A 943-nucleotide genomic window follows, 5' to 3' on the forward strand; every position below is an offset into this window, starting at 1 on the left:
ATTTTCTCCTTTTAATTTTATTTCTTTCTTAATTTCTATGATCATTTTCTGCGATCTTTTCTCTTAATTCAAAGATGTGCGCCTGTCGTTTTTTCATGCTTCTTGTGTAAAAAATCAAGATTAATAAAGCGAGTAAAAGAATTAAGAAATGAAGAATACAACATTTGTGTTCATCCAGTTCAGTGCTTGCTAGTGGTGTTTTTTGATCATCAATGGTTGTTGTATTTCCCGCTGCAAGTGGTGTCGCTGTATCAGCAATGGTTGTTAATCCAACCGCTGCCGGTGCTGCTGCTGCAAGTGGCGTCGCTGTAGCAGCAATGGTTGTTAATCCAACCGCTGCCGGTACTGCTGCAATTGCTACTGGAGTAACTGGTGTCGCTGGCGTAACTGGTGCAACTGGTATTGCTGTCCAAGTGGCTGTGATGTTAACATCATTCGCCGGCATGGTGAATTTCCCATCTGTCGCAGTTACTCCGCTGACTACCCATCCGCTAAAGGTATAACCATCTCGGACTGGTGTCAGGGTTGATACGGTCTCTGGCGTTCCAACTAAAATATTCGTTAGATTACCAGGCATATTGGTGACAGTGTCACCTCCTGTGATGTAGTTGATGTTATTCCATTGGCTGTCTGCCTTGCTGTAAATAACCACAGCACTGTAACCATTAGCACCCATGGTGCCACTGACTACAATTGGATTGGCATTATAACCCGGAATAGAACCACTGGTTTTACTGAAGCTTTCACCAAAGTTAATTTTTTCATTAACAGCGGCTGGCAGGGCGGCAAGATCGCCTTCCTGGCCTGATGCATATTGATAGGTAATATTTAAGTCATATTGATTCGCTTTCCAGTTGGCCGTGATATTCACAGTGTTTCCCGGCATTGTAAACTGCCCATCGACTGCCGTTGCGCCGCTGACATTCCATCCTTCAAAAGTATA

General features: G+C 43.7%; 1 protein-coding gene. It reads right to left on the reverse strand.

The features are described from left to right. Positions 1 to 28: 28 nt before the first annotated feature. On the reverse strand, positions 29 to 943 hold a 915-nt coding region (locus FZC40_RS16945), incomplete at its 5' end, for an InlB B-repeat-containing protein (RefSeq protein ID WP_148606516.1).

Origin of the sequence: Acetobacterium tundrae (genome assembly GCF_008086615.1) — a bacterium.
In the GTDB taxonomy this organism is placed as follows: Bacteria; Bacillota; Clostridia; order Eubacteriales; family Eubacteriaceae; genus Acetobacterium; species Acetobacterium tundrae.